The sequence below is a fragment of the Paraliobacillus sp. X-1268 genome, from assembly GCF_003426095.1.
Lineage (GTDB): Bacteria > Bacillota > Bacilli > Bacillales > Amphibacillaceae > Paraliobacillus_A > Paraliobacillus_A zengyii.
In genome coordinates this window covers 1-8,352 of the sequence record NZ_QJSK01000038.1, presented here as the reverse complement: position 1 = coordinate 8,352, position 8,352 = coordinate 1, and the positions used below count along the sequence as shown (strand labels likewise).

At 33.0% G+C, this 8,352-nt stretch carries 7 protein-coding genes and 1 pseudogene; 6 read left to right on the top strand and 2 right to left on the bottom strand.

The genetic code is table 11. The annotated features are described in order from the left end of the window. The first annotated feature begins 249 nt into the window (after positions 1-249). From sat to D2K62_RS18355, 5 genes are read left to right on the top strand one after another with little or no spacing between them, the layout of a single operon-like run. Positions 250-1,398: a sulfate adenylyltransferase gene (gene sat, locus D2K62_RS18375; RefSeq protein ID WP_112182157.1), complete on the top strand. Its 1,149-nt coding sequence runs from the start codon at positions 250-252 to the stop codon at positions 1,396-1,398. A 27-nt stretch (positions 1,399-1,425) separates the two neighbouring features. Next, positions 1,426-3,204, top strand: a complete 1,779-nt coding sequence (locus tag D2K62_RS18370; protein ID WP_117161868.1) for an SLC13 family permease — start codon at positions 1,426-1,428, stop codon at positions 3,202-3,204. 10 nt (positions 3,205-3,214) lie between these two features. Further along, the gene (gene cysC / locus D2K62_RS18365; RefSeq protein ID WP_112182155.1) at positions 3,215-3,823 is read left to right on the top strand and encodes an adenylyl-sulfate kinase; all 609 of its coding nucleotides are present in this window, start codon (positions 3,215-3,217) and stop codon (positions 3,821-3,823) included. Further along, positions 3,816-4,634 (top strand): 3'(2'),5'-bisphosphate nucleotidase CysQ, encoded by an 819-nt coding sequence (cysQ, locus tag D2K62_RS18360; protein WP_112182154.1) that lies wholly within the window; start codon positions 3,816-3,818, stop codon positions 4,632-4,634. The genes cysC and cysQ overlap by 8 nt, the downstream gene beginning before the upstream one ends. Before the next feature lie 24 nt (positions 4,635-4,658). Further along, positions 4,659-5,507, top strand: a complete 849-nt coding sequence (locus D2K62_RS18355) for a putative capsular polysaccharide synthesis family protein (protein WP_157967911.1) — start codon at positions 4,659-4,661, stop codon at positions 5,505-5,507. Positions 5,508-5,616: 109 nt separating this feature from the next. Here D2K62_RS18355 and D2K62_RS18350 read toward each other — a convergent pair whose 3' ends face one another. Next, positions 5,617-6,630 carry an LCP family protein gene (locus tag D2K62_RS18350; RefSeq protein WP_112182152.1) on the bottom strand — a complete coding sequence of 338 codons (1,014 nt, stop codon included), beginning with the start codon at positions 6,628-6,630 and terminating at the stop codon, positions 5,617-5,619. A 321-nt stretch (positions 6,631-6,951) separates the two neighbouring features. Between D2K62_RS18350 and D2K62_RS18345 the strand changes: the two genes are divergently transcribed. Next, positions 6,952-8,118 (top strand): nucleotide sugar dehydrogenase, encoded by a 1,167-nt coding sequence (locus D2K62_RS18345; protein ID WP_112182151.1) that lies wholly within the window; start codon positions 6,952-6,954, stop codon positions 8,116-8,118. Here D2K62_RS18345 and D2K62_RS18340 read toward each other — a convergent pair. Next, positions 8,115-8,352 (bottom strand): annotated as a pseudogene (locus D2K62_RS18340) (IS5/IS1182 family transposase); the annotation flags it as partial. The gene D2K62_RS18345 and the pseudogene D2K62_RS18340 overlap by 4 nt on opposite strands.

Sequence of the window (8,352 nt, the reverse complement as noted above, 5' to 3'; positions counted from 1 at the left end):
ACCGCTAAACATGCGAATGGTACAACAACGCCTGAATATAATCTAACAAAAAAAGGTTCCGACCATCTTTCTATGATGATTGGAACCTTTTTCGTTATTTTTGGCTAGTTATGTCCCAGCCTCTTTTTTAATATTAATTTAAGGTTAATAGATAATAATTTAAAATGTAGTGTTTAAATGCGAAATTAGTCTAAGTTTGTTAGAATTAAAACTAATGTTCTTTTGAGAAAAAATTTGGAGGTATATTATATGACAATTAAGCCACATGGAGATACGTTAACGTTAGTTAATCGTGAGGTTACTAAAAGTGAAAGAGATACAATATTAGTTAAGGCGAATAAGCTCAAGGCAATAACAATATCATCTTGGACAATTTCAGATTTAGAACTTATAGCAATAGGAGGCTTTAGTCCACTAAGCGGTTTCATAGGAAAAGCAGATTATGAAAGTGTAATAAATGAATTGAGACTTGTAGATGGAACAGTTTGGAGTGTGCCAATAACGTTGGCAGTTACCTTAGAAGAGGCAGAAAGTCTTGAGGTAGGAGAAGAAATTGCCCTTAAAGGTGAAGATGATGTTATCTATGGAACAATACAATTAGAAGAAAAATATGAAAGTAATAAACATTTAGAAGCACAAAAAGTATACGGAACTACCGATTTAGCTCATGCTGGTGTAAAAAAACTATATGAGCGTGGAGATGTGAATCTAGCAGGTCCAATCACATTAATAAATCGTCCGAATCATAACGAGTTTAAAGACTATCATATGGATCCAGTAGAAACACGACAGATGTTTAAAGATTTAGGTTGGAAAACAATTGTTGGATTTCAAACCCGTAATCCAGTTCACCGTGCGCATGAATATATTCAAAAAACAGCCTTAGAATCTGTAGATGGTTTATTGTTGAATCCATTGGTGGGAGAAACAAAATCAGATGATATACCTGCCGACGTACGTATGAAAAGTTATCAAGCAATTTTAAAGCACTATTATGTAAAAGATCGTGTGCGCTTAGTAATTTATCCTGCTGCGATGAGATACGCTGGACCAAGGGAAGCAATTTTGCATGCTATTGTACGCAAGAATTACGGATGCACTCACTTTATAGTAGGTCGTGATCATGCTGGTGTCGGCGACTATTATGGCACATATGATGCTCAGGAATTAATTGCGAAGTATGAAGATGAATTAGATATGACAATTTTTAAATTTGAACATGCATTTTATTGCGAAGTTTGCGAAAATATGGCAACGTCGAAAACATGTCCACACGATAAAGAAAACCATGTTCATTTAAGTGGAACTAAAGTACGTGAAATGTTACGTAATGGTGAGCGACCTCCAAAAGAATTTTCTCGTCCTGAAGTCGCAGATATTCTAATTCAAGGAATTTAATAAAACTTATATAAGGGACGATATCCTATGACAATAGAAATGATATTTGTACTTATTATGGTTTTTGCAATGCTAGTAGCATTGCTATTTGAAATTGCTCGTCCTGATATGATTGTTTTTTCAGTCTTAATTACCTTTCTAGTAACAGGAATATTAAATACTGAAGAAGCATTAAAAGGATTTTCAAACCAGGGAATGTTAACGATAGCGTTGTTATTTATTGTGGCTGGTGCAGTTCAAAAAAGTGGAATAATTAATCAAATAATGGGTAAATGGTTAATTAATTCAAATAGTGTTAAGGGAGCGCTATTACGTTTTTTTATTCCAATTGCTTTCTTTTCTTCCTTTTTAAATAACACACCAATTGTGGTAACTTTTACCCCAATTCTAAAAAAGTGGTGTGAAGAGAGAAATATTGCACCATCAAAAGTTTTAATACCCTTGTCTTATGTAACTATTCTAGGTGGAACGATTACATTAATGGGAACTTCGACCAATTTAGTTGTACATGGTTTGCTTTTGGATTATGGATTTGAGGGTTTTTCTTTATTTCAGTTATCTATAGTGGGTATTCCTATTACAATAGCTGGTTTAATCTATTTGTTTACTTTCGGATTTAAGCTTTTACCAGAACAAAAGGGATTTAGCCAGCAAGTGAAAGAAGATTCAAGGGAATATATTGCTGAAATGAAAGTTCAATCAACTTTTCGATATGTAAATAAAAGTGTTCAAATTGCAGGATTAAGAGACCTGAAGGGTTTATATTTAATTGAAATAATTAGGGGGAAAGACCGACTATCACCCGTTCGCTCCTCAACAATTATTAAAGCTGATGATCGGCTTATATTTACTGGTTTAATTGCAACTATAGCTGATCTTCAAAAAATAAACGGTTTAACTTTAGAAACAGGAACAAGTGTAGAATTAGATGATTTACGAAATGGGACGAATCAGCTAGTAGAAGCAGTTGTATCTCATCAGTCATCTCTAGTATATAAGTCAATTAAAAAATCTCAATTTCGCTTACGTTATGATGCTGGTGTAATCGCAGTACACAGGAATACAGAACGTATAAAAAGTAAAGTGGGAGATATAGTCTTAAAACCTGGTGATACGTTATTATTGTTAGCTGGTTCTGATTTTGTAGAGAAATATCAACAATCTGATGATTTTTATGTTGTCTCATCATTAAAAACACCTGAATCGCTTAAAGAGAATACAGTAAAGGGATGGTTTTCACTTGGTTTATTTATCTTATTAATAATCAGTGTTGGTTTTGGCCTATTAACAATGTTTAAAGCAATGGCTATTGTAGTGCTTATACTAATGATAACGAAAGTAATATCAGCTGTAGAGGCACAAAAATACATTCAATTTCCAGTACTATTATTGATAGCTAGTTCATTTTCAATAGGAACTGCTATCACCAAAACAGGTCTAGCACAGTTGATAGCAGAAGGAATTCTAAGATTAGGGCAGCCTTTTGGGCTCATAATAACTTTACTGTTCATTTATATGTTAACCAATCTCTTTACTGAATTAATAACTAACAGTGCTGCTGCAGTCTTGATGCTCCCAATTGGATTAGAAATGGCTGAAAATTTGCAAGTAGACCCAATGGGTTTTGCAGTACTTATCGCTATTGCAGCATCTGCAAGCTTTATTACCCCAATTGGTTACCAAACAAATCTTATTGTTTATGGACCAGGGGGATATAAGTACTTGGACTATGTCAAAGTAGGAACACCCTTAAGTATTATTGTCATGTTTATTAGTGTATTTATTATAAATAATGTTTGGTTTTAGGAGGAAAATAATGGTAGAAGCAACCAATATTGTCTGGCATGATTCAATAGTAACGAAAGAGGACAGACAATCTTTAAAAAAACAAAAAAGTGCAGTACTTTGGTTTACTGGTTTATCTGGTTCTGGCAAATCAACTGTATCTGTCGATTTAGAAAAAAAATTATTTGAGCATGGTGTTCATACCTATCGACTAGATGGAGATAACATCCGACACGGGTTAAATAATAATTTAGGATTTAGTGCTCAAGATCGTAAAGAGAATATTCGTCGAATCGGTGAAGTATCAAAGTTAATGGTAGATGCTGGGTTACTTACTTTAAGTGCCTTCATATCACCTTATCGAGAAGATCGTGATCATGTTAGAAGTTTACTAGCAAGCGAAGAATTCGTGGAAATATATGTGAAATGCAGTTTAGAATCCTGTGAAGAACGAGATCCAAAAGGACTTTATAAGAAAGCTCGAGCAGGTGAAATTAAAGGATTTACAGGAATAGATGATCCTTATGAAGAGCCACTTAATCCTGAAGTGATTATCGAGACAGATAAACAGTCAGTAGATGAATCAGTAAAAAAAATAATTGATTATCTTAATAGGAAAGGATATCTATCTTATGAATAATGATGATCTATTGCGATTGTTGGAAATTTCCTTGTCAGCAGGGAGAGAAATTTTAGAAGTATATCAACAGGATTTTGAAGTAGTTAAAAAAGTAGATGACTCACCACTAACCATTGCAGATGAACGTTCTCATCATGTAATTATGGACGGATTACAAAAAAGCTTTCCCAAGATTCCGATTTTGAGTGAAGAGGGAAGAGATATATCTTATCAAGAACGAAAAGATTGGAAACAGTTCTGGCTAGTAGATCCATTAGATGGTACAAAAGAATTTGTGAAAAAGAATGATGAGTTTACCGTTAATATTGCTCTAATAGAAGGGAATTATCCTGTATTAGGAGTGATCTATGCGCCAGTATTAGACATCTTCTATTATGGTAAAGAAGGTTTGGGAGCTTTTAAAATAGAGAAAGCATCTAAGTTAACTATCTCAAATGAAACAGAGTTAATTGAAAACAGCATCTCACTTCCAGAAGCTGATACTGATAATACGAGCATAAGAGTGGTGGCTAGTAGATCTCATATGTCTGATGATACACAGGCATTTATCAATGAATTAAAAGAAAAGGCTTCTAAAGTAGAGGTAGTTTCAGCGGGAAGCTCCTTAAAATTTTGCTTAGTAGCCGAAGGTAAAGCAGATTACTATCCACGCTATGCACCAACTATGGAATGGGATACTGGAGCAGGACAAGCTATAGTAGAGGCAGCAGGTGGAAGTGTAACGAGACAAGAAGATAAAGAAAGATTTTATTACAATCGTGAAGTTCTTAAAAATGGCTGGTTTTTAGCGAAGATAGATAAATCAAATTAGTTTAAGCTGAAAAGGATGAATGTAATGACAAAAAGGAAAGTATATGATCATTTAACAAGTGTGGATACAATTATTGAAGATATAAAGGAAAATCAAGTGTTACCGCTTATGGTTTTTCAAATGGGCAAGGTTGGTTCATCAACTATTAAAAAATCTTTAGGGAAATATTTGGAGAGCAATATTCCAATTTGGCATGTACACCATTTAAAAAATAAAATGAGAGCTTCAGTATATTATGAAGAAGGAATTTCGTTAGCAGAAATGATGCACAAGTCTCTTGATGAATCAAATAAAGACCAAAAATTAAAAGTTATCACGTTAGTTAGAGATCCAATTTCACGAAATATATCTCATTTCTTTCAAGTGATAGACAGATTAGTACCAGACACATATGAAAGTTATATTAAAGACGAAAAACCTATAAGTGATTTGCACAACGCATTCTTTTATGAGGAATATCATAAAAAAGGATTTCACCAAGTTCCGTTAAATTGGTTTGACAATGAAATAAAATCTATCTTTCATATTGATTTACTTGAAGAAGATTTCCCGAAAGATAAAGGATATAAAATATATCAATATGATAAAGTAGAAATATTATTACTAAAGTTAGAAGATATTCAAGATACTGTCAAAGATGCTTTTAAAGAATTTATGGATTTTAAAAATTTCGAATTGAAAAACGCAAACACATCTTCAGACAAAGAGTACACAGATCTTTACAAAAAATTCAAAAGTACAATCCATATTCCAGAGACATATAAAGAAGAAATGTATAATTCCAAGCTGGTTAAACATTTTTATAAAGAAGATGAGATAAAGAAACTTCAAAAGAGATGGAATAAATCATATAAATCTAGTATTGGCAAATAAAAAATATATCATAGAATCATAGACAAACTATCCAGTTAAAATCAAAAAGACGACTTTCCTAAGGAAAGTCGTCTTTTTGATAACGCAGTATTTTTTATATTTATGTTGCTTATTCAGTAGTAGTACTTGAAGTATCTATTCCCAAATGTTCTTTTAATATTTGTTTGTTTTCCTCAAGAACTTCTTCATCTAGCTGAAAATAATAAGCATCTGTCCAAAGATCGTTACCAGTTAAATTTAGTGACTCAATATCTAAATCACCGGAAGTACCATAAGAAACGAAACTTTTCATTTGATCAAAAGTTAAGCTAGTCGACATATTATCACCAACTGCTTCGATAACATTATCATATTTAAACACAGAGCTTAATGACGTCGCTTTCGCTGCAATGGCTTTTATAACTTCCTGTTGTCTCTTTCCACGTTCAAGATCACTATCTAACTTTCTTGTTCTTGCTACTGCTAATGCTTCCTCACCATCAAGTTCTTGTTCGCCAGCTAGAAGATGGATAGCATCCTTTTCATCATCTGAGTTGGATTCAGAGAACTCATATGGTACATCAAAAGTAATACCACCTAATTCATCAACCACGTCTACAAAGGCGTTAAAGTTTAAACGAACGTAATAATCAACTGGTACGTCAAGAAGATATTCTACTGTTTCAATTGTTGCAGTTGCTCCACCAAAAGCGTGAGCATGTGTTATTTTGTCTTCATATCCAACTTCAGGAATATATACATAGGAATCTCTTGGAATACTTAGTAATTTCACACTGTTATCATCCTTGTTTAAGGTTGCCAAAATTAATGCGTCTGAGCGAGAAGCACCGCTATTGCTTTCTTCACGATGTTCACTATCATCAACACCAATAAATAGGATAGATACATGGTCTTCAGCCGGATCAACAGCTTCTTCACGTAACTCGGATTTTTCTCTTCCATCACTTTCATATGAGTTAGCAGCTGTTGTTTCTGCTTTATTAACTAAGTTTACTGCATAAACAGTAGATCCAATTAATAAAAGAGCTAATGGAACTAGGATAAACAATAACCTTTTACGTTTTCTGGATTTTTTATTATTTTTACGTTTTTCACTACGTATATTTGTGTCGTTTTTTGACATTATATATCCCCTCAAGTTTTAATTTATAAACTATCTTTCATTCTACTATGAAATGACAATAAGGTAAATCAGATTATTTAAAAATGTTGTATATTTTTATCGTTTTAATAAATATTTTTAATTCTAAATATTTATTCGATAATTTATAATATCATAAAAAAGTGTCGAATTCTTAGCCTGTATACTGCAATTATATTTGAGAGTATGCTATTATATATTATGATGCAGAAAAGTTAAATTATATGCTAGAAAATATTCACTTGCATAAATGATTATAGGGAATAAACAATAAAAGTAGTTATTGAGAAAGGAAAGAATAAAATGAAAATAGTAGTAGCTGGAACAGGATACGTTGGTTTGTCCAATGCGATCCTATTAGCACAAAACAATGAAGTAGTTGCGTTAGATATTATTCAAGAGAAAGTGGATTTAATTAACAATAAAAAGTCTCCAATTGTTGATGAGGAAATTCAGACATATTTGGAAACAAAAGAGTTAAATCTAACTGCGACAACAGATACAACAGAGGCATATAAAAACGCGGATTTTGTTGTTATTTCAACGCCGACTAATTATGATGCAGAGAAGAATTACTTTGATACAAGTACGGTGGAAAAAGTTATATCTACAGTTTTATCCATCAATCCTAATGCAACGATGATAATTAAATCAACTGTACCAGTTGGTTATACATTAGAAACGAGAGCGAAATTTAAAACAGAAAATATTATCTTTTCTCCTGAATTCTTGCGAGAAGGTAAGGCGCTTTACGATAATTTATATCCTTCACGCATTGTTGTTGGTGAGCAATCAGAAAAAGCTAAGACGTTTGCTAATTTGCTTGAACAAGGTGCTTTGAAAGAAAATATTGATGTGCTTTTAACTAACTCAACGGAAGCAGAAGCAATTAAATTGTTTGCGAATACATACCTTGCCATGCGTGTTGCATTCTTTAATGAATTAGATACATATGGAGAAGTGAGAGGTTTAGATACGAAGCAGATTATTGAAGGTGTGGGACTTGATCCACGCATTGGTACACACTATAATAACCCTTCATTTGGTTATGGTGGATATTGTCTACCGAAGGATACAAAACAACTTTTAGCTAACTATGAAGATGTACCAAATAATATTATGGCAGCGATAGTTGATGCTAATAGAACAAGGAAAGATCATGTTGCTAATAGCATTGTTGCAAAGAATCCTAAAGTTGTTGGTATATATCGTTTAACAATGAAGACAGACTCAGATAACTTTAGACAATCAGCGGTACAAGGTGTTATGAAGCGAATTAAAGCTAAAGGAATTGAAGTTGTTGTATACGAACCAGTAATGGAAGAAGAAGAGTTTTACAATTCTAAAGTAATGAAAGACTTTGATGAATTCAAAAGCCTTTGTGATGTGATTGTTGCAAATCGTTTAACAGAAGAATTGAAAGATGTAGCTAATAAAGTTTATACACGCGATTTATATAGTAGAGATTAATAAAAAGAGGCTGGGACATAACTAGCCAAAATAACGAAAAAGATTCCGATCATCTTAGGAAGATGGTCGGAATCTTTTTTTGTTGGATTATTTTCAGGATTTGTTGGACCATGCGCATGCTTAGCCGTGTACTTTCTCAAGTTCACCGCCATGAATGCAAATCCTAATTCATTTTCCACTTTCTTCTTGCCTCTTACTGACATACGAGTGAAACGCAAATTAGCCTTCAAAAAT